General features: G+C 37.9%; 24 protein-coding genes. 18 read left to right on the forward strand and 6 right to left on the reverse strand.

The features are described 5' to 3' along the window. Window positions 1–11: 11 nt before the first annotated feature. Genes IB67_RS03810 through IB67_RS03885 form a run of 16 tightly spaced genes read left to right on the forward strand, consistent with a single transcriptional unit; the run spans window position 12 to window position 16,581 of the window. Complete coding sequence (locus IB67_RS03810) at window positions 12–1,949, forward strand: ATP-dependent helicase (RefSeq protein ID WP_072760217.1); 1,938 nt, start codon at window positions 12–14, stop codon at window positions 1,947–1,949. 38 nt (window positions 1,950–1,987) lie between these two features. Beyond that, on the forward strand, window positions 1,988–2,800 hold the full coding sequence (locus IB67_RS03815; RefSeq protein ID WP_464309353.1) for a DUF72 domain-containing protein: 813 nt from the start codon (window positions 1,988–1,990) through the stop codon (window positions 2,798–2,800). Beyond that, window positions 2,787–3,443 carry an RNA polymerase sigma factor gene (locus tag IB67_RS03820; RefSeq protein WP_245789633.1) on the forward strand — a complete coding sequence of 219 codons (657 nt, stop codon included), beginning with the start codon at window positions 2,787–2,789 and terminating at the stop codon, window positions 3,441–3,443. The genes IB67_RS03815 and IB67_RS03820 overlap by 14 nt, the downstream gene beginning before the upstream one ends. Further along, the gene (locus IB67_RS03825) at window positions 3,427–3,840 is read left to right on the forward strand and encodes a hypothetical protein (RefSeq protein WP_072760215.1); all 414 of its coding nucleotides are present in this window, start codon (window positions 3,427–3,429) and stop codon (window positions 3,838–3,840) included. The genes IB67_RS03820 and IB67_RS03825 overlap by 17 nt, the downstream gene beginning before the upstream one ends. 33 nt (window positions 3,841–3,873) lie before the next feature. After that, window positions 3,874–4,608: a hypothetical protein gene (locus tag IB67_RS03830; RefSeq protein WP_143145308.1), complete on the forward strand. Its 735-nt coding sequence runs from the start codon at window positions 3,874–3,876 to the stop codon at window positions 4,606–4,608. After that, window positions 4,589–6,190 (forward strand): radical SAM protein, encoded by a 1,602-nt coding sequence (locus tag IB67_RS03835; RefSeq protein ID WP_072760213.1) that lies wholly within the window; start codon window positions 4,589–4,591, stop codon window positions 6,188–6,190. The genes IB67_RS03830 and IB67_RS03835 overlap by 20 nt, the downstream gene beginning before the upstream one ends. A gap of 55 nt (window positions 6,191–6,245) precedes the next feature. Further along, on the forward strand, window positions 6,246–9,272 hold the full coding sequence (locus IB67_RS03840; RefSeq protein WP_072760200.1) for an S-layer homology domain-containing protein: 3,027 nt from the start codon (window positions 6,246–6,248) through the stop codon (window positions 9,270–9,272). Window positions 9,273–9,321: 49 nt separating this feature from the next. Then, on the forward strand, window positions 9,322–10,317 hold the full coding sequence (locus tag IB67_RS03845; RefSeq protein WP_339747056.1) for an ABC transporter permease: 996 nt from the start codon (window positions 9,322–9,324) through the stop codon (window positions 10,315–10,317). A 41-nt stretch (window positions 10,318–10,358) separates the two neighbouring features. Further along, window positions 10,359–11,243, forward strand: coding sequence for an ABC transporter ATP-binding protein (locus IB67_RS03850; protein ID WP_072760196.1), 885 nt, complete (start codon window positions 10,359–10,361; stop codon window positions 11,241–11,243). Between the two features lie 48 nt (window positions 11,244–11,291). After that, complete coding sequence (locus tag IB67_RS03855) at window positions 11,292–12,392, forward strand: ABC transporter permease (RefSeq protein ID WP_072760194.1); 1,101 nt, start codon at window positions 11,292–11,294, stop codon at window positions 12,390–12,392. A gap of 13 nt (window positions 12,393–12,405) precedes the next feature. Further along, the gene (locus tag IB67_RS03860; RefSeq protein WP_084634412.1) at window positions 12,406–13,329 is read left to right on the forward strand and encodes a phospholipase D-like domain-containing protein; all 924 of its coding nucleotides are present in this window, start codon (window positions 12,406–12,408) and stop codon (window positions 13,327–13,329) included. A gap of 5 nt (window positions 13,330–13,334) precedes the next feature. Continuing rightward, complete coding sequence (locus IB67_RS03865; protein ID WP_072760192.1) at window positions 13,335–14,330, forward strand: L-threonylcarbamoyladenylate synthase; 996 nt, start codon at window positions 13,335–13,337, stop codon at window positions 14,328–14,330. Window positions 14,331–14,372: 42 nt separating this feature from the next. Then, the gene (gene hslV / locus IB67_RS03870; RefSeq protein ID WP_072760190.1) at window positions 14,373–14,936 is read left to right on the forward strand and encodes an ATP-dependent protease subunit HslV; all 564 of its coding nucleotides are present in this window, start codon (window positions 14,373–14,375) and stop codon (window positions 14,934–14,936) included. Window positions 14,937–14,961: 25 nt separating this feature from the next. Continuing rightward, window positions 14,962–15,243, forward strand: a complete 282-nt coding sequence (locus IB67_RS03875; protein ID WP_072760188.1) for a DUF503 domain-containing protein — start codon at window positions 14,962–14,964, stop codon at window positions 15,241–15,243. Between the two features lie 34 nt (window positions 15,244–15,277). Continuing rightward, window positions 15,278–15,859 (forward strand): bis(5'-nucleosyl)-tetraphosphatase (symmetrical) YqeK, encoded by a 582-nt coding sequence (gene yqeK, locus IB67_RS03880; RefSeq protein ID WP_084634411.1) that lies wholly within the window; start codon window positions 15,278–15,280, stop codon window positions 15,857–15,859. Next, window positions 15,856–16,581, forward strand: a complete 726-nt coding sequence (locus IB67_RS03885; protein WP_072760186.1) for a hypothetical protein — start codon at window positions 15,856–15,858, stop codon at window positions 16,579–16,581. Before yqeK ends, IB67_RS03885 begins: the two co-directional genes overlap by 4 nt. 24 nt (window positions 16,582–16,605) lie before the next feature. Here the strand turns inward: IB67_RS03885 and IB67_RS03890 are convergent, their stop codons facing one another. Beyond that, window positions 16,606–17,805 (reverse strand): IS110 family RNA-guided transposase, encoded by a 1,200-nt coding sequence (locus IB67_RS03890; RefSeq protein ID WP_498875160.1) that lies wholly within the window; start codon window positions 17,803–17,805, stop codon window positions 16,606–16,608. A 212-nt stretch (window positions 17,806–18,017) separates the two neighbouring features. On the opposite strand from IB67_RS03890, the gene IB67_RS03895 reads away from it, so the two are divergent. Then, entirely contained in the window at window positions 18,018–18,470 is a 453-nt protein-coding gene (locus IB67_RS03895; protein ID WP_072760184.1) for a hypothetical protein, read from the forward strand. A gap of 146 nt (window positions 18,471–18,616) precedes the next feature. Beyond that, window positions 18,617–19,558, forward strand: coding sequence for an ornithine carbamoyltransferase (gene argF / locus IB67_RS03900; protein WP_072760182.1), 942 nt, complete (start codon window positions 18,617–18,619; stop codon window positions 19,556–19,558). A gap of 69 nt (window positions 19,559–19,627) precedes the next feature. Here argF and IB67_RS03905 read toward each other — a convergent pair whose 3' ends face one another. Genes IB67_RS03905 through IB67_RS03925 form a run of 5 tightly spaced genes read right to left on the reverse strand, consistent with a single transcriptional unit; the run spans window position 19,628 to window position 24,782 of the window. After that, window positions 19,628–21,349: a hypothetical protein gene (locus tag IB67_RS03905; protein WP_072760180.1), complete on the reverse strand. Its 1,722-nt coding sequence runs from the start codon at window positions 21,347–21,349 to the stop codon at window positions 19,628–19,630. Continuing rightward, entirely contained in the window at window positions 21,334–21,756 is a 423-nt protein-coding gene (locus tag IB67_RS03910; RefSeq protein ID WP_072760254.1) for a ribonuclease III domain-containing protein, read from the reverse strand. Before IB67_RS03910 ends, IB67_RS03905 begins: the two co-directional genes overlap by 16 nt. Then, window positions 21,740–22,105, reverse strand: a complete 366-nt coding sequence (locus IB67_RS03915) for a DUF1667 domain-containing protein (RefSeq protein WP_072760178.1) — start codon at window positions 22,103–22,105, stop codon at window positions 21,740–21,742. Before IB67_RS03915 ends, IB67_RS03910 begins: the two co-directional genes overlap by 17 nt. Further along, window positions 22,102–23,340 (reverse strand): NAD(P)/FAD-dependent oxidoreductase, encoded by a 1,239-nt coding sequence (locus IB67_RS03920; RefSeq protein WP_339747045.1) that lies wholly within the window; start codon window positions 23,338–23,340, stop codon window positions 22,102–22,104. The genes IB67_RS03915 and IB67_RS03920 overlap by 4 nt, the downstream gene beginning before the upstream one ends. Further along, window positions 23,337–24,782 (reverse strand): NAD(P)/FAD-dependent oxidoreductase, encoded by a 1,446-nt coding sequence (locus IB67_RS03925; RefSeq protein WP_072760174.1) that lies wholly within the window; start codon window positions 24,780–24,782, stop codon window positions 23,337–23,339. The genes IB67_RS03920 and IB67_RS03925 overlap by 4 nt, the downstream gene beginning before the upstream one ends. Window positions 24,783–24,803: the final 21 nt, after the last annotated feature.

Consider the following 24,803-nt stretch of genomic DNA (forward strand, 5'->3'; position numbering starts at 1 on the left):
GTAAGATAAACATGCACAGAGAAAAGGATGTTAAAGAATACAGACTTGAAAGAGCTGAAAAGCTAACAATTCATGACAACATAATTAATGAATTAGATGCCGAGCAAAGAGAAGCAGTAATAAATTCTTCTGGAAAGGTGATAGTAATAGCTGGTCCGGGCAGTGGCAAAACCAAGGTAATAACTTACAAGATAGCCCATTTGCTTTTGAACGGGATTAAACCTTCTGAGATACTTCTTGTTACATTCACGCGGGCGGCTGCTAAGGAAATGATAGAACGCGCTCAAAAGGTTGCTGGGAAAAATCTTGATGGCATGATGGCTGGTACATTTCACCACGTTTGCAACGCCTTGTTGAGAAAGTATGGGTGGGTTATGGGGATAAAACCAAATTTCACCATACTTGATGAAGAAGATGCCACGGATTTGATGAAATTAGCAAGAAGCCGTTTTGTCACGTCGAAGCAAATGGGTAAAGCCTTACCAACACACAACGAACTGCACTCATTGTACTCTTATATGGTGAACACTATGCAGACTCCGTATGAGGTCCTCCTCAAAAAGGCAAGAAGATGGATTAATGTTGTCGATATAATCGAAAAGATATTTCAGGAATATATCTTGGAGAAAGAGAAACAGAACGTGCTTGACTACGACGACCTACTCTTGAAAATGTTACGATTACTTGAGGAACACCCAGACATACGAGAGCGGATTTCCTCACAATTCAGATGGGTTTTAGTTGATGAATTTCAAGATACTAACATACTTCAGTTAAGGATCGTTGAATTACTCAGTCAGGTTCACGGAAACCTTTTTGTGGTGGCAGACGATGCCCAGAGTATTTATTCTTTTAGAGGAGCAAGGTTTGAAAACGTTAGTGAGTTAATGAAAGACGCGAGGATTTTCAAGATACAGACGAATTATAGAAGTGCGGATAAGATTGTTGATTTGGTTAACGCGATGATTCCGCGCTCAGCTGTTCCGAAACGTTTGCGCGCAGTCAGAAGTAGTGTTCAAAAACCTATTGTTGTGAATACCTATGACCACTTTGACGAGGCACATTTTGTTACGCAAAGAATCATTGAGCATGTCGAAAATGGTGCAAGTTACAGTGACATAGCAGTTATATACAGAGCACATTCCCATTCCTTAGAATTACAGATAGAACTTGCAAAGAAGAATATTCCTTTCAAAATTCTCTCTGGTTTAAGGTTCACAGAAACCGCACATGCTAAGGATGTTATTGCGTTTCTGAAAATATTGGAGAACCCCTATGAGACGATTTCGTGGATGAGAATACTAAAGCTGTTGGATAATGTTGGGAATGTTAGAGCTGAGAAAATTATTAGCGAAATAACATCAACTGAAGACCCAATAGGTACATTTTTAAATGTAGATGTTAAGAGTGAAAACATCAAATCACTTAAGAATGTACTTACCGAATCACTTGGAAAGTCACCTAAAGAACAGATTAGAACTTTTTACGAGAATTTTTACAAATATGTCTTAGAAGTCCATTACCAAGACTTTAGAGATAGAGAAGAAGATATAGAAAGGCTCATCGAGATGGCGAGTTTTTATGAAACTACAGAAGCTTTGCTCAGTGAATTAATTGTTTCAGATGCACGGGGCATAACAATTGAAAATGATGAAGATAGTGGAAAAGTTACATTGACGACTGTACATCAAGCAAAGGGGCTTGAATGGAAAGTGGTATTCGTTATTGGAGTAAATCCGGGAGATTTTCCACATTTCTTGGCTTTAAAAGATAATTCGCTGGATGAAGAGGAAAGACTTTTTTATGTTGCGATAACTCGGGCGAAGGATGTGCTGTATATAACTCATTCTGTTCTATCAAGAGGAAATTATATCAGTTACGATAAGATAGAAAGAGATTTTGTCAAAGATATCCCTCCACACCTTGCAGAATTTTGGCGTGTTAGATAATTCTACTGAAACTTGGAAGTTTGAGAAGAAGGGATTTTGTGAATGAAAGAAATACTTTGAAATGGTATATAGGAACGAGTGGTTTTTCATTTTCTGATTGGATCGGTACGGTTTATCCAGAAAGCATCAAGAGTTCGGAGATGTTTACGTATTATTGTCAGCACTATGGTTTCAACGCAGTTGAGATAAATTATACTTTCTATCAGATGCCGTCTTATAAGTCTATAGTTTCTCTTTTAAGGAGGGCACCTACAGGTTTTAAATTTGCGCTAAAGATACACGGCTCAATAACACATGAAGGCAATCTTGAGAATATTGCCAATTTCCTCAAAAACACCCATATAGTATTCGATGAAGGCAAACTTGCTGGTTATCTTGCACAGTTTCCCTATACATTTAAGTATTCGGATGAAAATATTACTTTTCTAAAAAGGATTGCTGAGTGCTTTAAAGACTCAAAGGTGTTTATAGAATTTCGACATTTGAGTTGGTCTTATAAAGAGGATGTAGTTGAATTTATTAAAGAGTATTCACCAAACGTAAGTATTGTTATCGTCGACTTACCGAAGATTTCAGGATTGTACCCATTTAATACGTATTACAACAGTGAGGACGAAGAAATATACGTTAGGCTTCACGGACGTAAGAAAAGTTGGTTCACTGCTTATGAAAAAACAAGATATGATTATTACTATACAGAAGACGAGCTTGATGAGATTTCAAAGAGTATACTTTTACCAAATGTAAAGAAAGCCCTTGTGTTTTTCAACAATTGTTACAGAGGACAAGCTCTAAGGAATGCTCGTTCTTTTAGAGAGCAGGTAGGGGGCGAAAAGATTGGAATCTTCTAACAACTCTTCAAGAATGGATATTAATTCGCAAAATGAACGATTTGATGAAAACGTTAGTCAAAATAATTGGTGTTCGGAAGATAGATTAATCAAGGCTCTTAGGAAAGGCGATGAAAATGCATACAGGTTCCTCTATAAAACGTATGCTTCAAAGATAGGAGCCTTAGCTAAAAGTTTTATGGGGTCAGACGATGTAGACGATGTGATTCAAGAGGTATTTTTGAAGATTTATAAAAACATCAAAAAATTCAGGGGCGAGTCAAGGCTTTCAACTTGGATATACAAAATTGCTATTAACGTTTGTAGAGATCACTATAAAAAGTACAAGGGTAGAGATGTTTTGATTGATTTGTCTGAGACCAACGATAGCGACGAATATCAAACTCAGTACAGCACCGACGAAGATATTCAGGAAAACGTGGCTAATGAATTTTCTTACGAAAAGCTTAGAAAAGCAATTGAGAGGCTTTCACCAACTGATAGAATGATTCTCTACATGAAAGAGGTTGATGGGTTAACATATTCTGAAATAGGAAAAATAATTGATAAACCTGAAGGAACCGTGAAAAGCAGACTTCACTACATAAAAAAAGAGTTAAGGACGGCACTTAAGGAGGAGTCTTTAAATGAGTATAATGAGTGATCCAAAAGAATTCTCCGGGGAAAGAAAGTATTTGAAATTGGTGTTAAGCGAGTATTCTTACAAACCTGGGCCGATTATGGAAGAGAAAATCATTTTGAAGATAAAGCGAAGAAAAGTCAGAAGCCTAATTTATAGATACGGTATTGCTATTTTGATAATTATTTCAATACTTTTCGCTGGTTTCGAATACATTAAGCCTGGAAGCTATACTAACAGTTTTACACTGATGTTTCACAAAGCAGCAGAGACCTTTAAATTATTTACGGAAAATGATAATCCAAGCGTTATACCAGCTTCGGAAGATGCTTCCTTAGAGCACTCTAATGTTGAGAACGAAGAAAATGATGTTTTCAAAATAATCAGATATACTGCAATTGCAAGCGACGGTGGGTGGTAAAAAGGTAGAAATTCCAAAAAGCGAGGCAGAAAGATGATAAGACATACAAGAAGATTCTTTGTATTCGCTATATTTATAATTTTATTGCTTGTGCCGAGTTTCAATTTCTCAGAAGGCTATTATGTCAGAATGGTTTATGAGACGACCAAATCCGGCACTATGTTTAGAAGTGAAGAGGTTTATGAAAGCGGGGATATAAAGGTTGTTTTCGTGACGAGTCCCGAAAGTTTTACATGGGTAAGGGTGAAAGACAAATACTATATAGGAAACACCAACAATTTAACACGGACTTTTCAGATAAGAGATCTCGCGGATATAGCATACGAGTATGTCAGGTCTAAGAAATTAGATATCTCTGTTGATGGCGTATATAAATTTTCGGAAGATACCTTTTCTTTAGAAATTTTCGTCGTTTCAGGAGAGATAATTCGTATTTTTAGGAAAGTTGGAGACGTTTCAACAACGATGTATATAAACAAACTCCCAAAGCAGTTTGATATGAAAAGTATTTTATCAAAATTTACACTTGTTGAAAACCCTAATTTACCAGAGGAAGTATATAACTTGAATAATATCTTTTTATGGGCTTCCGTGTCAGAAGGTAAAGGATATATAAGGATTTCCGGCTATGATAAAGAAGGAAAACCCCTCGAAATGGAAATAAACAAAACAAGTGGTGATTTCAAAATAGGATCATACTATTTGAAAATATTAAAAGCAACTGAAAAAACGCAGAAGGAGATTAAGAATGCGTTGCGTGGTAATTGACGGTTATGTTGACGAACCTGCTGTTCTTGGAGTACCGCCTTACGTAAGCACTTATGTAAGATACGTTTCAGGAGCTTTCATTCTAAAAGGTTATGAGGTTGATTATTACACAATTGATGAAATACGTGCCAAAAGCCTATGGCACGTTTTTTCTGTTTATGATGTTGTTGTTATAGTCGGTGGTCTAACTGTTCCGGGAAAGTATGTGGGTGGAACACCTATAAATCCGTTTGAAGTTCAAAAAATATTTAGCAACTGCAAGAACTCTTACCGAATCTTAATGGGAGCATTGGCCAAAGCTTTCTCAAACAGAGGTGGAAGTCTAGCAAAGGATATTTCCAACAACATAGAAGTTGAAGAGACAGTGGATGATATAGGAAGATGGATTTCAGAGTATTTAGAGAAGCCTTATATTGATGCTATACGCTCTACCTCAATAAGTGGTTCAGAAATTGTGCAGAAACACCCGAGGTTCCCAAATATAATAGCTGAAATCGAAGTATCTTTGGGTTGTGAGAGAAGAACTTACTGCACATTTTGCACAGAACCCTTGTTACATCCTAAGTTCTTCTCACGTCCTGTTAAAGATATAATTGATGAAATAGAAAGCCTTTACAAGTCTGGAGTGAGAGCTTTCCGGCTTGGCAGAAGTGCGAATATAATAGCCTATGGTAGCGACTTTAACGATAATAACATAAACCCCTTGGCCGTTGAAGAACTTTACAAAGGCATAAGAGAAAAATGCCCCGATTTGAAGGTTTTACATACCGATAATGCCAATCCAGCTTACATATCTAAGAATTTGCCCAAGTCAGCTGATATCCTTGAAATTATAGTGAAGTACAATACCTCAGGAGATATCTTATCTTTTGGCGTTGAAAGTTTTGATCCGATAGTCAGGAAAAAGAATAACATAGACGGAGATGTACAAGATATTGATACAGCTGTCAGAGTTGTTAACGAAATCGGTGCAGTAAGAGATGCCACTGGCGTTCCAAAATTGCTTCCTGGCATTAACCTTATTTTTGGACTATTCGGAGAGACTAAGAAGACATACGAGTTAAATTACAGAAAACTGTTGGACTACCTAAATTCAGGGTATCTGCTTAGGAGGATAAATCTTCGTCAGTTAATGATCTTTCCAGGAACTCCTATATGGCATTTAGCGAAAAGAAAGACGCTGAAACCTAACAAGCAGTTCTTTGAACACTATAAATTTATTATTCGAAGAGACATTGATAATCATATGCTAAAGAGGGTTTTTCCACAAGGTACGATCCTTAAAGAGGTGATTCCTGAATTTCAAGAAGGTCGGATAACATTTGGTAGACAGCTTGGAACTTATCCGATCCTCGTCGGTGTTCCTGCCCAATTTAGTGTTCCAACAGACATAGTTGTTGTAGATTACGGACAAAGATCTTTGACGGGTGTAAGAAAAGTCAATTTTTCAGAACTGACAATGGAGGAGCTTCTCTGCCTTCCCGGAATTGGTAAGAAGAATGCACAGCGTGTCAAGGAGCAAGATTTTACAACTTTAGACAAAAGTTCATATGAGTTTCTAAAAAAATATTTCTTGGATTAAAACGAATAAAAAGCTGGTATAATTGTTAGGGAAAAATTCAAAGGGGGGAAGGGTTATGAAAAAGAAGATTTTTCTTTTTCTGTGCTTGATATTCCTAAGCCTGACTGGGTTTGCTCAATACAAAGATGTACCAGAATCTCACTGGGCTTACGAAGCTGTGGAAAAAATGTCAGACCTTGGAATTATCACCGGTTTTCCTGATGGAACTTTTAGGGGGAACGAAGTTGTTACGAGATTTCAGGTTGTCGTACTGATTTATAGGTTATACACTGCATTTGAGACAAACATTAAAAGCATCGATGAGAAAATAACATCAATTCAAGAAAAATTATCTTCAGAAACTCAAATGTCTCAACAAAAGGTTCTTATTGAAGTGCAGAAAAGTCAAGAAAAGACAAACTCGGATATAAACAAAGAAATTTCTGATATAAAGACTTCGCTCGCCCTCCTTACAAAAGATATGAAGCTGCTCACCGAGAATCTTTCCTCATTATCGTCAGAGATTACAGATGTAAAATCTTCAGTAGATAGCAGATTTTCAAGCGTTAAACAAGATTACGAAGCTTTGCGAAATGCACTTAGTGAACTAAATTCTAAGTACAACGTTCTAGACCTTAAACTCAAAGAACTAGAATCATCATCAAAGAAAGTTTCAGAAACCGTATTTCAATTGTCTGATAAGATTTCTGAATTAGAATTGAAAGTAAATCAAGAAATAGAGTCTTTGAAGCAAAGTGTTGCTGGAGCGGGAAACAAGAATTTGCAGCCAGTCTCTGAAAAGGACAGAAGTGAAGATATTGATGCGCTTAAATTGAAGATAGAATATCTTCAGAAGCAACTAACGATGGTTCAGGAATTGAAGACTGAGATAGAATATCTTAACAAAAAGGTTTCTGAAATTGAGAGCTCATTGTCAGAGGTTAAAGCACAAAAAGAAACTATCCAAGCTGACAGTAAAACCAAGATTGATGAGACGGAAATTGAGGAAATGCTCAGAACTATCCAAGGGTTGCTAAATGAAATAGCTTCTATGAAGACTGAAGCAACTCTCTCAAAGGATAAATTAAATATGCTGCTGTCCAAAGTTGATGAATTAGGTGCTAAATTGTCACAGATGGAAACTTACGATCAAGAAGTTAAAGTACAAGTTGAACAATTGAAAGCAAGTATTCAAACTCTTTCAGAAGCAGTAGATAAGAATGGTCTTATTTCTGACGGCACTGATACAACGATGTTGGCAGAATCTGTAGAGATAATTAAACAGAAAATTCTTGAGAGTGCGGAGCTAACAGCACTTATGAAATCGACAAGGAAATTGGTAGAGCTCGAAACTAAGGTTGATTCCTTAAGTTTGAAGATTTCAGATATAGAGAAGAGCATATCAACTATGGGCAACTATGTAACGAGATCAGAGGTCGAGTTGTTGAAAGCTGAAGTTAAAACGCTCAAAGAGCTTTTGGGAGAGTTAAATGCGAGTTCTTTAGATAGCGAACAAATTGCACAGATTTCCAAACAGATTCAACAGAAAAACCAGATGATTGATAATCTCTCTGTAAAGGTAGATGAATTGACCATTTCCTATTCATCTCTCACAAAGAATGTTTCAAGCATAGCCGAGAAAGTTGAGAAGCTTTCGAATTCCGTAGACTATCAATCTCTTGCTTCTGATATTGCTGATTTGAAAGATAAACTAAGCAAACTTAGCGATGAGCTCCAAAAAAGGGTAACCACAACGCAGCTCAATTCCGTTAATCAAAATATCCAAAAGGTACTCTCACTAACTCTTAATCTGCAAGATGAGGTAAAGGTTTTGACGAAAAGGGTAGAAACCTTAGAGGCCCAGAAAACACAGTCTGAAATAAAACCAGAAACGACTGAGAAAAGAGACGAAGCTTCTGCACAGAAAGTACCTGAATTGGAGAATATTGAAAAAGAGGTTGCTAAAATTGAACAAAATCAGGCAAAAATTACAGAAGATGTTAAAATCCTTACCGGGCAGGTAAAGGGTTTGAATTCAGATACGGGCGAACTAAGAGTAAAAATGAAAACATTGGAGGAAGAAATCAACAATCTTAATAAAATTTACATCGGTCTTATGGAAAAGATTGAAAAGATTTCTTCTAGTCAGATACAGACAAAGCCGACAGTTCTTCCCACTGAGCAACTGGATGAGATGCTGGAAAAATACGTTACGAGAGATATGTTTGAAAAAGACATAGCTTACATAAAGGGTGTTTCAGGGAATATTCAGAATAAACTTGAAGAGATCACAAGTTACGTTGAGAATATTGAACAAAAGATCAGTGCACTCGAAAACCGTGACGAGATTTTAAATGACACAGTAAACAATATCGCTGCTGCTGTTTCTGAATTGGCAGATAACCTAAAAGGTATACAAAATGACGTTGAAGAAATAGAAAGCAAGATATCTCAGATAGAAAATCGGACTCAAAATCTTGAAAAGAAATTTATTGACATGAGTGTTGATCTATCACTTATTAAAGAAACTCAAAATAGATTAACCAGTGATTTAGAAGCTATCTCAAACCAGATGCGGGAACAAAACAGAAGAATTGAAGAGCTTGGTGATAAGAATATTCAGATAGAGAACGAAAACAAAAATGTAAGTGGAAAGTTAGACGCTTTAGCCTCAGAAATTAAGAATCTCGAAAACAAGAATTTGGAGCTTGAGAATAACTACGGAGCCATGCTTATGAGAATTGAAGACTTAGAAAAACAATTAGAGCAGATCAACACTACCAAAAGAGATTATGACGAAGACATGAAGTGGCTGGAACAGGATCTTACCACAAAAATCATGCTCACTGAAACAAAACTGTATGAATTAACTGGGGCACTTGAGAAGAAAATAGAAACTGTTAAAGGATTACTGAACGAAAGTGAAAAAGGATTGGGTGAAAGGATAGATTCTACACTAAATCTGCTGAACGAGAATAATAAGAAAATGGAAGATAAATTGGAAGAACTCAGGAAGGAAAATGAAACGCTTAGGACTTGGCTTGTAATAATAGGTTTGGCCATTGTGGGATTAGGTGCGTATCTGTTTTTGCATACTCACTAAAGTTTTCTAAGTTTATATAAGACAAACCTAATGTTTTATGAGGTGTATCATGGTATTCTACTCATTTCTCGTTGTAAACTTTAGAAATAAATTTCTGTTTTTTATGAACATACTTCTTCCTGTTGTTTTCATAATACTATTTGGAGCAGTTTTTGGCAAACAAGAGAGCGGTCTGTCTGTTGGGTATTTTTCCGACAGGCCGCTTTCTTTTGAAGCAGCTGGGTGGCAGGAGTTAGAAAACATACCGGACAACGATGAGATTGAGAAGAGTTCATTCGATGCGATTGTAGTCGCAAGAGAAGGAAAGATAGATGTCTACATCAAGTCTGCGCTATTTGAAAACAGTTATGATTTGGAAGCTTTCAAACTCAAGTACGCTTCAGCCAATCGAACGTCTATTATTAATGTGAAAGCTCATCAAATAACGATCGGCAAGAATCTTTCGGATCTCGAGTACATAATGATAGGTGTGATTTCCATTTCTCTGCTTTCAGTTGGTCTGAATGCTGGTGTAAATATATATACGGACTATGTCAGATATGGACTTTTTAAGAGATTGGCAACTACTCCGATCAGTGCTTCGAACTTGCTTATCAGCTCGGTTGGTGCAAACATTATCACTGGTCTGATCTCTTCTTTTCTTGTGATTCTTACATCCAAAATTCTCTTTAAAGCAGATATTGTTATCCCACCATCGAGAGTTCCAATTTACATCTTAGTTGTCATCTCGTCAGTTCTACTCAATCTAGCCCTTGGAGCCTTGATTGGCTTATCATTTCGAAAGGCTGCAAAAGGCGTAGCACAGCTTCTTTACACTCTCTTCATATTCTTTTCTGGGGTTTACTTTCCGATCGAGTTTATGCCAAAATCATACCGAATAGTATCTTACATCACAACGCCTCGGTACGTTCACATGCTGTTCCAAAAAGTATACGACATAGACGTGCTTAGCAATACAGCATTTTTTATTTTAGTCACCTCTTTCACTCTCTTAGGATTTATCGTTGGAAGTTATAGCATTAAGTTACACCTCAAACAAAGGTAAATCTGTTCTGAATTATTAATATTCCATGGTGGTGATACGCTTTGAGCGAAATTATATTAAGTGCAAAGAATTTAAAAAAGTATTATCCAGGAGTTAGGGCGGTCGACGGTGTGTCAATAGAGCTCCGTAAAGGGGAAGTAATATCGATCCTCGGACCAAATGGCGCTGGGAAAACAACTACAGTTGAGATACTCGAGGGTTTGAGAAAACCTGATGGGGGGGAGATATTTTATTTTAATAGACCTTTCCGCGGCACAAAGGAGTTTAAAGAATTGATAGGGGTTTGTCTTCAAGAAAACTTCTTCTTTGAGGAGTTAACGGTTCTGGAAACGCTCCGCATGTACTCAGCTTTGTACAAGAAGAAAGTTGATCTTGGGGAAATCATTGAAATATTCGAACTGAACGAAAAACTTAAGTCAAGAGTTAAGAATTTGTCAGGGGGTCAGAAGCAACGATTGGCACTTGCTCTCGCGTTTGTCAATGATCCGGAGATAGTTTTTTTAGATGAACCGACTGTTGGATTGGACCCGCACATACGTCGGCACTTATGGGACATAATAAGACACTACAGGCAAAAAGGTAAAACTATAATACTTACAACACATTATATGGAAGAAGCACATCAACTTTCCGATAGGGTCTACATAATGGACCACGGAAAGATAATCGCACACGGGACACCACAAGAGCTTATAACCTCCTCTGGACTCCATTCGGTTGTCGAAGTTAGGAAACAAAATTTGGAAGGCCTGAAGCTTGAGGAATTTGAAAATGTAATAATCTCAGGTGAATATGTATATATTTCGGCAATAAACATTGTTCCAATTTTGGAAAAACTGCTTGAATACGATATTCATGACTTCGTTGTGAGACAACCAACCTTGGAGGATGTCTTCTTGAAATTGACGGGTAGAAAGATTGACTGACGACATTGATTTTGTTCTTTTTAATAATCAAGAAAGCGGGTTGATAATGTGTATAATTTGGCACATATTTTTGAGATTTTTAGCGCACTATTTAAGGAACTTTTCATAAGGTCAAAAGAGAGTGTTTTTTGGTTGGTCTTGTTTCCAACACTATTATTCTTAATACTGACCTCGATTTTTGGAAATGTCGGGGAAAATATAAGTCTTAAGGTTAAAATACTTGGGAAAAGCGAAATACTGAAAGATGTTTTTACGTCTATAAAGCAATTCGAAGCTGAATTTGTAGAAAATTCAAATATAGAAGTTCTCAAGGAAGAACTTAAGAATGGGAAGATAAACGCTTTTGTAGTGTTACCAAAAGATTTTGACTCAAGATTCGGGTTAGCTAATCTGTTGAGAAACACAAGATTGATGAGAAAATTGGATATAGAAATATACTACGTACCTGTAAGGCAGGAATCGCAGATCGCGGCTGACATTTTAAATGGAGTATTCAGTTCAATCGGAGGTTCAGAAAGAATTGAGTATGCCGTCCATAAGCTGAATGCTACACAATTCAATTACAACTATTTTATCTATCCGGGCGTTATAGGGATGGCGATTCTATCGGCTTTCTTGTTTGGCTTCTTGGATATATTAACTTATACGCATCGCAGAGGAATTGTTAAAAGGTTATATTTAACTCCGACGAGTCTTATAACTCTTTACACACTAATCGGTCTAATTTGTATGATTGTCCTTGTGATTGGTTTGATAGTCCTGAGTTTTGTTGCGCAACTGAAAGGTGTGCAAGTTATGAGATACGTCCCGACGATGCTGATTCATGTTTCTATGGCATCCGCCGTCATGATTTCTATGGCAATGGCAATCTTGACCGTATCTAAGAATACTTCAAGGCTTTTCATATTTGAGCAGATATTTTTTCAAGTCCAGATGTTTGTTGGAGGCTTTTATTTCCCGCTCAAACAAGCCAACCATATAGTCAGATCAATAGCTCAATTTTTACCAATCACTTACACTGTTGATGCACTGAGAAAGGTAGACGGCTTTGAAGCATTTCAAAATCATCTGCTTGTTCCAACTCTCTATATTTTCTTTTTTGCTCTAATTGTTGTACTCAACAGGAAACGACTATCTGTAGGGGTGTAAGAAGATTAAGTATATGAAAGGTAATTTTGCACGATACAAAATCATACCCTACGTAGTAATTCTTAGCATAGTAGCTCCAATATGTACCATATTCTTTTTCAAGATACTGTCTGTAAAGTCTGACTACAAAGTGGGCTTTACAGAGTATGGTCCGTTAACAGATACGATTTTACAATTTATGTACGGTTCTAATTCCTTCCTTTACGTCTCTTCTCTCGATGTTTCACATCCTGAAATACTAAACGCGTTGATAAGTCTTCAAAAGAATGGTATAGACGTGAGAGTTCTCACTGAGAAGCCAGTTACAAATATTAATTCGAAGATTGATATCTCAAAAGGACTCCACCATGTAAAATTCATGGTTAACGACAATGGTGTGGTTTTCGGATCAGCAAATTTCAGCAAAAGTGGTTTAGAAAGTGGCTTAAATGACATGATATTCTTTTCAGTTCAGTACGTTGAGAGATTTAAAGAGTTCTTCCTAAAAGCTTGGGATTATGGTACAATTGTTAAAGTCAAGGACTTTCAAGTATCTCCTGTTGATAAGACAGAAGAATTTGTATTAAAAACTATTCAAAATGCAAAGAAAAGGGTCTGGATATGTGCTTATGCGTTTACTGATTCAAATCTGCTTGCTTCACTAAAATACAAAGAAAGTACAGGGGTAGATGTTAGATTAGTTACGGATAAATGGTTTTTATCAAGTCCTTTGTTAAAATACAAGCCGCACAATTCTGTAATCGTAAGTAGTCGAATGTTGCATCATAAGTTTATAATTGTTGATTCTCTTCTTATTACTGGCTCAACAAATTATACAGAAAGTGGATTTCACAGAAATGTTGAGATGATGTGGAGCACAAAGAACAAATATATATTAAAGCGTTACGAAACTGTTTTCTTAGAACTCTACAATGAGAAAGCTCACGGAAGGTGGTAACGACAGTGGAGACAAAGATAGTTGTTGTTAAAGACCCGTACTCAGATTCTATAGATGTGGCGTGTGAAGTGCTGAGAAGCGGAGGGCTTGTCGCATTTCCAACGGAGACCGTTTACGGATTAGGTGCAGTCGCGACTAATCCTGAAGCGGTGAAGAAAATATTTGAAGTTAAAGGCAGACCTCAAGATAATCCCTTGATAGTCCATCTCTCTTCAATCGAACAGATCACCAATTTTGCATATTTAGATGAGAAATTTGTACCAGTAATTAAGAAACTTTCACCTGGACCTATAACATTCGTCTTGAGAAAAAAAGATGTCATTCCGGCTGAAGTTACTGCTGGACTTGATACAGTTGGGATACGAATTCCAGCACATCCTGTTGCGCAGAGATTGATAGATTGTTCTGGACCAATCGCTGCACCGAGTGCTAATTTATCAGGAAGACCGAGTCCAACAGATGCTCAGAGTGTCATTGAAGATTTGAAAGGTTTAATAGAATGTATCATCGACGCAGGACCAAGTGCGTTTGGAATAGAGTCAACGATTGTTGACCTCACTCGTGAAAAGCCTGTTGTACTCCGTCCGGGTCCTATAACACTTGAAGAACTGAACGAGATATTCAAAGAATTTGGTGGAGTTGAATATCACAAAACAAATATGGAAATCAACAAACCACTTGCTCCTGGAATGAAATACAGGCACTACGCTCCAGATAAGCCGCTAAGAATCTTAGAAAGTAACGCGCTAAAGGATTTCATTAATACAAACACACTGATATTGTGTACAGAAGAAACTAAGGATTCGCTACTTAAGGATGCTGAAAATGTTTATATTATAGGTCAGTTTAAAAAGCCATATACGATTGCGCAAAATTTATATAAAAGTCTGAGGTTTATAGACAAGAGTCCTTATTCCGATGCTGTTATAGAGAAGTTCCCAGAAGAGGGTTTATTCTTTTCTATAATGAATCGCATCAAAAAAGCGGCGATAAAGAAATAAACTAAATGAACCTGACGGTTGTGGAGGGAGGAATAGCATAGGATGGATAGAGAAAAATTCGAGAAGAATGAGAAATTGTGGAGATCAACCACCGTACTTGCGGTTAGGAGAAATGGAAAGGTAGTTATGGCTTCGGATGGCCAGGTGACATACGGAAATACAGTTATGAAGGCGAGTGCCAGAAAGGTTAGAAAAATTGGTGATGGAAAGGTTTTGGCTGGATTTGCAGGTGCAGTTGCCGATGCCATGACTTTATTGGAAAGATTCGAAACGAAATATAGAGAGTGGAATGGAAATTTACTCAAAGCTGCGATAGAACTGGCGAAGGATTGGAGAATGGATAGGGCGCTCAGAAGGTTGGAAGCACTGTTAATTGTTGCAGACAAGGAACATCTTTTAGTAATATCCGGAACAGGTGAAGTAATCCAACCTGATGAAGATATAGCTGCTATAGGTTCTGGAGGACCCTACGCACTTGCAGCGGCTCGCGTTTTGATTCGCAACACTGACTTTGATGCTCGCAAAATTGTCGAAGAATCGATGAAAGTTGCAGGAGAAATATGTATTTACACAAACGAAAATATCGTAATAGAAGAACTGGAGTAAGAGAATATTCATAGGGGCATTCGATATGGTAGTTGGATATGGCACAATACTCATAAGGCTGTTTGGGGTCAATTCTCTAAAAGAGAAAAGAAGCATAGTGCGTGGTATCGTGAACGAATTGAAGAAGAGATTTGAAGTTTCGGCAATTGAAGCTGGAAGGCAGGATTCAAAAGATTATATTATGATTGGTATTGCCTTTGCCACTCTCTACGAAAAAGACGCAGAATCGAAGTTTGACAATATAGAGTATTTCATTGAAAGTATCCATACGATAGAGGATTTTTCATATGATTTTCACCATTTTTAAGTATAGTGATTCCTTAGGCTTGTGGAGGTATGATATGGATTTGGAGTTAGTAATTAAAGACTTAGGAAATTTGGTGAGTAAACTCGTTCTTCCGGAACGCAAGCCACATGTGGACGGAGTTGTAGATTTTTGTCGTAGGCTATCTAAAAGGTACAACGTAGACTCAAAGATTCTTGAGATAATGGCACTTGCACATGATGTTTTTAGAGATGTTGAAGCCACAACGCTCATGAGAATGGCAAGAGCTTACAATATTCAAATAACTGAGTTACATCAGAAGAAACCAATTTTGTTACACGGTCTTGTAGCCGCGGAATTTATCAAGAGCAAGTATGGAATTACCGATGAAGATGTACTCTTAGGAGTAGCATACCACACCTCAGGGCATCCGAATTTTGGAACGTATTCTAAAATGCTCGCACTGGCTGACTCGCTTGAATTTACAAGAGTGTACGACAAAGTGAATCAGTTAAGAGAACTTGCATTTTATGATATGGAAATCGCCTACAAAGAAGTAATCCGCAATAAGATTGTCTATGCTGTTAACTACAACCTTTACGTGCTACCATATACCTTAGAGACATGGAATAACTTGGTGGAAGGAGGAAACTCATGAGAACTGGTGGCAAAAAGACCTACATTGGAAGAAGGAAAGAACGTGAGGTAAACTGGGTAAAACCTACTATCATTGTTTTTGGGATACTGCTTGTTATTATTGGACTCTATTTTGGAGTAAAAATTGCAGCCATTCGGAACTCACCTGAATTCGATTTAACGAAGATTTCAGCGTACTATTTTTATTTACCAGATTTGTCAACTGACATATCCAAGATCGTCGAAGCAAACAATAGTTTGGTCATAGTCGATGGCAACAAAAGGGTCGTTGATATCATAGACATACCGGCAACTCTTTTCGTAAACTCATCGAAAATAGATGCTTTGAATACAAATCCAAAAGATTTTGCGGTGGCTGTCTTAGGATTGCTTCAAATAAAATCTGATTACGTATACACGGTAACTTTAAAATCTGATTATTTAAGGAAGATAGGTGTTTCGAATATTGATGAAATGATTAATACATATGGCAAGAGAGGGTTGCAGATCTTTGATTATTTTTCTCTGAAGGGACAAGTTTCGATTCTAAGACCTGAGTCTATAATCACCGATGCGAGTTTGGCAAAACTGTACAGTTCACTTGGGAAGTTTAATATCAGAAAACACGCACTACCGCTTCTAACACAGAAGCCGCTTAAGATTACTGTCGACGAAAAGATTTATTATAGAACATATTTGGATGAGGGAAAATTATCTGGATTTTTGGAAGAACTGAAAAAATGAGAATCTCTTTCAATAAGGAGTCAACTATGCAAAATTAAATTTTTGTTTTGAGTGTGAGATAGCATAATCAATATTGAACTTCTCTTTCTTTCTCAACATTGCGTACAACGTTCGCAATAACTTGTGTACTACTGACATTATCGCTTTTTTGTACGGTATACCTTGCTGCCTTTTTCGTTCATAGTATGTTCGGAAATATTCGTTGTGAATCACTACACTCACTGCCATTAGCCATAGTATTCGTCTTAGGTGGGCATTGCCCCTTTTCGATATGTGTCCTTCTACTTTGCTTTTGCCTGATTGGGCAATGCTTGGATCGAGTCCACAATACGCAATGAGTTTTTTGTATGTACTAAATCTTGAGATATCTCCAACTTCTGCCAAGAAATGCATCGCGCTGTTTTCACCAATACCTGGTATTGACGTGAGTATCTCGATATCAAGGTTTATCGCACTACATTCGCAATATTCTTTCATCATCTTGTCGTGTTCTTCAAGCTGTTGCTGTAAAAATTGTAGTTCTTTGATATTTTGCACAAGAATCTTTTCTTTCATCGGCCAATATTGAGCAATCGAGTTATTAGCGAGTTCTTTAAGTTTTTGAGCATTAAGTTTTGTACTTCTGCCACGGTCTTTGGAAAAGAACACATCCAGATTACGAGCCTTTTGAATAGCCTTGGCAGAAGGGAAATGAGAAAGAAGATTGAGGATAGTGTCACTGTAGATATTGGTAACTCTTTCGAGTTCAGGGAAAAGAACGTTGAGCAGTTTTTCGATATTGCCTTTAACTTTTGCGATGCGGTGGATAATGTTTTCGCGTGCTCTGACAATATCACGAAGCTCAGAGTTGACAAAAGCAGAAGAAGGAATTTGATGTTGTAGGTAAAACAAAGCAGTAGCGATAATGCGAGCATCGATTTTGTCGGTTTTGGTCTTTCGAAGAGAAGCAAAGTTTTTAACAGTTAGAGGATTAAAAACAGCGCAAGCAAAGTCGTTGGAAGAAAGGAAAGCCAGAAGGTTGAGATGATAACAGCCAGTAGATTCCATAGCGATGATGATGGATTGTTTTGGGAAGGCAGAGAGTTTGTTTGCGAAGGAGGAAAAGCCTTGCTGGGACATATCGAAAGAAGATTCGAAGATGATGGAACTGGGATTAGAGATAGCGCAGACGTTGAACTTATCCTTGGAAACATCGATGCCGACGAAAACAGGGAAGTTATCCATGAAAAATCCTCCTTTCGAATGATGAGGGCAGGGAGCCTGCTGAACCAATCCTCCATGCTGACGAGGGCTGAAAGCCCAACCAACTAATCATGGTTAAAGGCAGGCAACAGACTCCTTAAATGGCTTAAAAGCCAAGGTGACATAAGTTGTCCTGCCCTCAATTTTTTTAAGCTAAATTATTTATACCATATTTTTATGTAGGAGGTAAAGTTATGAAGAAGTTTGTTTTTTTAGCTATCGTGTTCCTTTTGTTTGCAACAAGTTTTGCATTTGAGCTGAACAGTGGAGTATTGTACTCCTTTTCCGGTCAATTGCTCTATGCGCTGGAATTTAATACTCTTAGTAATCTCGTTAATGGTCCGAGCACAACAAGTGGATTCAGTTTGATGTATATAACAGATGTGGCCGAGAAGCACTTTGGAGCAATAGGTGGGCAGGCAAAGTATGACATTAACCTTGAAATTGGTAGGATTTCTTTATACGGTTTTGGAGGTATGTTATTTCCAATTTTTGAATTCGGTTTTGAGAAAATCACGAGCATCGTCAGGGTTGGAGCGAAATATTACATAGGAAACATAATTATCAATTCAGGAATTTACTCATTGTACTTAATAGATAGTACAAAGCTTGAAGGAGTTGAATTTTCAATAGGTTATACATTTTAGTTTGAAAGGTAAATTTGATAGTTTTTTATATTTCTTTATGCACAGTTTTACTTTAGTATGCGAGGTTATATTGAGGTTGAAAAAATGTCTTTTTATAATATCATAACCTATGGTGTAAACATTTCTAATTGAAGGAGGTATATTTTATGGCAGTAAATATGAAGGGCAAGTCTATTCTTTCCTTAATGGACAACACGCCTGAGGAAATAAGGTACTTGCTTGATATTGCCAAACAGGTCAAAGCAGAGAGCCGTGCAGGTATAAGACACCAGAGATTTGTTGGAAAAACGCTTGCTCTGATTTTTGAAAAAAGGTCAACAAGAACAAGATTAGCTTTTGAGACTGCTTTCGCTGAGGAAGGCGGACATCCAATATTCCTTTCCATTCAAGACATTCAACTTGGTGCAAAAGAGTCTGTTGAAGATACAGCAAGGGTCCTTGGAAGAATGGTTGATGCTATTGAATTCAGAGGATTCAAACAAGAAACTGTTGAGATTCTTGCAAAGTATTCCGGTGTTCCGGTTTACAATGGTTTGACTGATCTTTTCCACCCAACACAGGTCTTAGCTGACTTACAGACGGTAGAGGAAGAATTCGGAAGGCTGAAGGGTATCAAGATGGTCTTTATGGGTGATGGTAGAAATAATATGGCCAATTCCTTGATGGTTGGGGCAGCAAAAATGGGGATGCACTACGTTATCTGCTCACCGGAATCACTCAGACCGGAAAAGTGGTTGGTTGACGAATGTTTGAAATTTGCTCAAGAGAGTGGGGCAAAGATAGAATTTACAGATAATCCGGAAGAGGCTGTCAAAGGTGCGGATGTCATTTATACGGACGTCTGGGCCTCAATGGGTGAAGAAGACAAAGCTGCAGAAAGAAGAAAATTGCTCCAGCCATATCAAGTTAACGAAGAACTTATGAAGAAAACAGGAAAGCCTGAAACGATATTTATGCACTGCTTACCAGCTGTTAAAGGCGAAGAAGTAACATTTGAAGTTATAGAAGGCAAACAATCAAGAGTTTGGGATGAAGCAGAGAACAGAAAGCACACAATTAAAGCGATAATGATAGCTACATTACTTTAATCAAAACACTAATAATGAACAATGATAATTGAAAAATCGGCGGTGAGGTCACTCACCGCCGTCTTCTTTCTACATCTGCTCGATTATCTTATACAATCTCTTAGCCGCCAGATAGGTTCCTTCTTTTTCGTATCCCTCAACGCCAAGCATCGTTCTAATCTCTCCAACCTTCACCCCGGTTTCGAACATCTTTTTCATGAATACCTGTGCAATTTTGTGGTGTGCCTCTTTTCTTTGTACGGCGCCAAATGGATTAGCAAAGTAACTTTCTGTCATTCCTTCCTCTGAAGTTGTACCTTTCGACATACGACGCCCAGCCGAGAATACTTCAAGTGCCTTTTCTACATCGTCAAAGAAGACGATCCTATCCTCATCGTTATCGGTTTCTGTGTAATTGTTCGCATAGAAGAAAAAATCAATTGGCGTTGGCGTTATCACTTCTTTATAATTGTTGAATGGTACTATAACTCGTGCATTTATCTTATCTGGATTCATAAATATACTTCTGTCCATTGTGTAGTAAGCGTATCCTGGCGGTAAATCATCAAGCCTTACGAACGCTCCAGTTTCCGTTCCGTAGGCTACAACTCTACCATTTACGATGTCTAAAGAGCCCATGTCATCGATTATAACGTCAACATAAGCCACTTCTTCTAATCTGTTCAATGCATCTAATGTTTCACTCTTACCAGCTCCGCTGTCACCTACGAACATCGCGACTGCACTCTTGCCATTTTTCAAAACTATCCTCGCCATTGAACCATGGATTGGAAGTTTTCCTTGATCAACCCTTATCAAATTGTGAAGCGTAAGTATTGTTTTTTTCATGTATCCAAAATAATCATTCTCATCAAGGGCTGGAATCACACCAATGTATGTGTTTTCTTCCTTGAATATCACACCGTTTTTCCATTCTGGTTTATAGTCTGGTATCAATTCTGGTTGTAACCCGAATATTAGAACACCTGAAACTTGCTTGCTCTTCATGTCTATAAGCTCTGCAAACTGAAAGAGATTTCCAAGACCTGCGGCATGTGACAAGAATTCCTTGTGGACATAAATATAGATTAATAATTCTGCAGCTAAAATTGGCACCAAGTACCAATCACGTTCTTTATTTGGCAACTTTATCCTATCTAATACTCTATTCTCAACGACAGGAAGTGTTCCTTTTCTCTTGTTTGATTTAGTATAGAATATAACAGGCGGATCAAAAATAGCACCCCAGATGACAGGAACGTTATCAAAGTGTCTCAATTTTTCTTGGGTGCACTCGAATGTGTCTACAAGGAAAGTAACCTGTGCGCCGCTCGGCAACTGACGTATTATATTTGTATTATCTGAAATTATATTTTTCATTATTGTCCTGTAGAGATTTCTGACTAAATTCTTAAATTCTTCAGCAACCATTGCTGCAGTAAACACAATGCTCGTTTTTCTTGCACTATCTAACGTATAGCTTTCTCTTTTCATCATAAATCTGTGTTTATTTCTCCAAAAAGAGTAAAAAGACTCAACGAATTTTGCTAAATCCTCAGGATTAACGTAATTTATAATAGTAGTTATCTCGCGGATATTCCGTAAGGTGAGTAAATGAAGGTATTCAACTATATGCCTAATGTCATAATCTTCGCCAATTCGAAAGGCTTCTAAAGTTCTTAATAGCGGAGAATTCCTTTCTTTTAAAACGTCTATATACTCTCTCAGAAGTGCTTCAAAACCTGGGTTACTAAGTATTTCACTAGAATCCGTATATACGATTGAACCGTCGATAATCACACTTCTACCCATCTTATTCCCTCCTTCAAAAGAAAGGCTAGTCTCTTTTGGTCAACTAAATAAAGATAACCAATTAGAGCTTCAAATCCTGTGCTTTCCATATAAAAGCGGTCATTACCATGCTTTCTTGCTCCCTTACTGTTCACGCCCCTTCTTACTATATCGAGTTCTTCTTCAGTAAGCAAAGGCAAGAGTGTTTTAAGAAATCTGCTCTGTCCTTCTCTTGAAACGTATTTACTCGCTGCTTTGTGTAATTCTCTAACTTTCCAGTCTTTTAATGTATATATTTTTATGAATAGATTAAAAATTGCATCACCAAGGTAGGCGAGTGTATCTGTTGAGAGCTCTATTGGATTTACATTAGGTTTTGGAAGAAAATCCAGGAAACTCCTTTCTGATTCTTCAAATTCTTTCGACATTTCTTGTTGCAACTATATCAACTCCCGTGTTAAGTATGTTTTCTATAATTACTTCACCAGCTTTGATAGGTGCTTGGACTTTCGTTTGTTTAAGTATTTTCATAATATCATTTATCAGTCTTCTTGGAACAGGTTTGGTTGTTTTTACTGAAACTAATGGAATCTCGCCGTTTATAACAAGTACACTTGAGGTTAGAATTCGCAACGGTTCTGTCATTTCTTGCTTTCCGTATTCAACACCTCTTGGACATTTATTACCCGTTACTTTAATTTCTCCAGTGTCTTCTTTTGTCACAATTAGTCTACAGCCAAGTGGACACATTATGCACACCATTTCTTCAGTTATCATTCTAACACCTCCACGAGTATGTCACCGCTACCAAGTTTGGATTCCGGAATCTTTATACTCACCATCTCACTCGGGAGTAGGTTGAGATGTTTCTTACTGTAAAGCAAGTTGTTTCTTTGCTTAACTCTTATTGTTCCCTCTGCAATCGGCTTTTTAACTCTCAGATACAGGTTAAGGTTCGTTCCTTCTTCATACCATGAAGGGAATAATATCCCAACGTTTGTACCTTTCTCAACAAAAAATCTTGCTGGTTCCCAATTGTTCTTAGCATACATAGCAGCAAATTTTCCAGCGATTGTTCCCTCATCTGTGACCCAGTCAACTAAATCATATATGACAGTACAATTACCTGCTGCAAATACCCAATTCAAAGATGACCTTCCACTACTCGATGTAACTATACCCTTAGTCCAGGGGTCTATTTTTAAGAAATCTTTGAAAAGTGTCGATTGTGGAATGAGACCAACCGAGAGAACTAATGTATCAACTTTAAACTTTTTCTCAGTTCCCGGTATAGGCTTAAAACTTTCGTCTAACTGTGCTATCACAACTTCCTCTAACCTCTCTTTGCCGTAAATACCAACGACTGTATGGCTAAGGTAAAGTGGGATATCAAAATCTTTCAGGCACTGTCGTATGTTTCTTTCCAGACCGCCAGGATATGGCATACGTTCTACTACCGCAACAACCTCAACACCTTCCAAAGTCAACCTTCTTGCCATAATCAGTCCTATATCTCCAGAACCTACTATAAGAGCTCGTTTACCTGGTAACCTGTTTTCTAAGTTTACGAACCTTTGCGCAACACCAGCTGTGAATACACCGGCAGGTCTTGTACCTGGCACCAAAACGCCGCCCATAGGTCTTTCTCTTGCACCAGTGGCAACTACCAAAGACTTTGGCCTGTAAATTGTTATACCTTCGGTTGAAGCCACGATGACTTCTTTCCTTCTGTGATCGATCTGATGGACATATTGTTCGACTTTTACATCGATATTTGGATACTGTGCGACTATACTTTTTATGCGCTCGGCATATTCAGGTCCTGTCAACTCTTCCCTAAAATAGTGCAATCCGAACCCGTTATGGATACATTGATTTAAAATTCCACCACTTCTATCATCTCGTTCTACTATAACAACATTGTTAACTCCTTCCCGGGCTGCGCCAATCGCAGCGCCAAGACCTGCTGCACCTGCACCGATGACTAAAACATCTATATTTTTCTCGGTCATATTTCCCTCACCCGCCCGTTGAGAATTTGACTTTTTTCACTTCTCAGTTTTATTTCTGATATATCTATATTCAATTCACGCGCTAATATCTTCATTATTCTGTGCATGCAAAATCCGCCTTGGCAACTTCCAAACATGGCTCTTGTACGGAACTTTATTCCATCGATTGTTTTGGCACCTTTCTTTATAGCTTCAAGAATTTCTTTTTCAGTCACTTTATTGCAAAAACATATCATCTTTCCAGCAAGAGGATCTTTCCGTATTTCCTCGTCCCACAAAGCAGGTGGAAGTTCTGCGTATTTCTTAATTCTTTCCCTTAAAGGGTTAAAGTCTTTCTTAGTTGTGAAATTTTCTCCCATAGCTTCTTGGATTTCCTCAACAATGTACTTGGCTATAGCTGGTGCTGCAGTCAAGCCCGGAGAACGCATAGCCATGACGTTGAAAAATCCGAAAACGCTCGTTCTACCAATGAAAAAGTCCTTTTGCGGACTTTCTGGCCTTAAACCAGCAAACGTTTTTATCGAGGCTCTGAAATCGATGAGAGGGGTCATTCTCAAAGCTTTTGACATTAGGGCTTCGAAGCCTTCGAAGGTTGTTGAGGTATCTTCCCTAAACTCTTTTTCAGGTGGCAAATCCACGGCAGTTGGGCCAACTAATATTCCACCATCAACGGTTGGGGTCACGAGTGTACCTTTTCCGAGAATTGAAGGCGTCGGGAAGAGTACACTTTTTACAAAACCTCCGAATTCTTGCTTGTCTAAGAGAATGTATTCTCCTTTACGTGGATGAAGTGGCACGTATTCTGCGCCCGCTTTTTTCGCAATTTCATCCGCATACATACCGGCTGCATTGACCAAAGCGTCTACTTCAAATTCTCCAATGTTTGTAATCACTTTCTTTATTTTTCCGTCTACAGTAGATATGTCAAGTATTTCTGTATTCAAATAAAGCTTTGCACCATTCTGAATGGCATTTTCTACCGCTGCCATTGCAACCATCCATGGTTCGGTAATACCAGCTGTAGGTGCCCAGAGTGCTGCTATAACTTCCGGATTTACGTTTGGTTCATATGCCAGTATCTTATCTCTATCCCAAATCTCTATTCCAGGTACATTATTTTGCTCGCCACGCTTGTATAGCTCTTCAAGCGTCTTAAGCTCTTCGTCTTTGAAAGCAAGCACCAAGGAACCTATTCTTTTGAGGTCAAATTGTAATTCTTTAGAAAGTTCCGAATAGATCGCATTTCCTGGAACACAGAACTTGGAGCGAACAGTACCTGGCTCATCATCATAACCGGCATGCACAATGGCTGAATTAGCTTTCGTGACTCCCATTCCTACATCAGAAGCTTTTTCGAAAATGATAACCTCAACATCGTACCGGCATAATTCCCTTGCTATAAGGCTTCCGACAACGCCCGCACCGACAATTCCTATTCTCATATTTCTACCCCCAACATGTTT

The sequence above is a fragment of the Fervidobacterium riparium genome (genome assembly GCF_025370035.1).
GTDB lineage: Bacteria > Thermotogota > Thermotogae > Thermotogales > Fervidobacteriaceae > Fervidobacterium > Fervidobacterium gondwanense.